The sequence below is a fragment of the Thermomonas sp. LB-4 genome (assembly GCF_036409385.1).
In the GTDB taxonomy this organism is placed as follows: domain Bacteria; phylum Pseudomonadota; class Gammaproteobacteria; order Xanthomonadales; family Xanthomonadaceae; genus Thermomonas.
In genome coordinates this window covers 1-574 of record NZ_JAXOFT010000069.1, presented here as the reverse complement: position 1 = coordinate 574, position 574 = coordinate 1, and the positions used below count along the sequence as shown (strand labels likewise).

Below are 574 nucleotides of genomic sequence, written 5' to 3'. Positions count from 1 at the left end.
AGAAATCCATGCCGCCCATGCCGCCCATGCCGCCGCCGCCCGGCATTGCCGGCTCTTCCTTCTTCGGCAGCTCGGACACCATCGCTTCGGTGGTGATCATGAGGCCGGCGATGGACGCCGCGTTCTGCAGCGCGGTGCGGGTGACCTTGGTCGGGTCCAGGATGCCGAACTCGATCATGTCGCCGAACTCGCCATTGGCGGCGTTGTAGCCGAATGCGCCCTTGCCTTCGGCGACGCGGTTCAGCACCACGCTCGGCTCTTCGCCGGCATTGGTGACGATCTCGCGCAGCGGGGCTTCCATCGCACGCAGGGCAATCGCGATGCCGTGGTTCTGGTCTTCGTTGTCACCCTTGAGGTCGGTGATCGCGGCCTTGGCACGAATCAGGGCCACGCCGCCGCCCGGGACGATGCCTTCTTCCACGGCAGCGCGGGTGGCGTGCAGGGCGTCTTCGACGCGCGCCTTCTTTTCCTTCATCTCGACTTCGGTGGCAGCACCGACCTTGATGACGGCCACGCCGCCGGCCAGCTTGGCCACGCGCTCCTGCAGCTTCTCGCGGTCGTAGTCGGAGGAGGT

The 574-nt window shown here is 66.7% G+C and carries 1 protein-coding gene; it reads right to left on the bottom strand.

Going from position 1 to position 574, the window contains the following annotated elements; translation table 11 throughout:
• Nucleotides 1-574 (bottom strand): TCP-1/cpn60 chaperonin family protein (locus tag SPK54_RS13655; protein WP_330948415.1); only part of this gene is annotated, 574 nt, incomplete at both ends.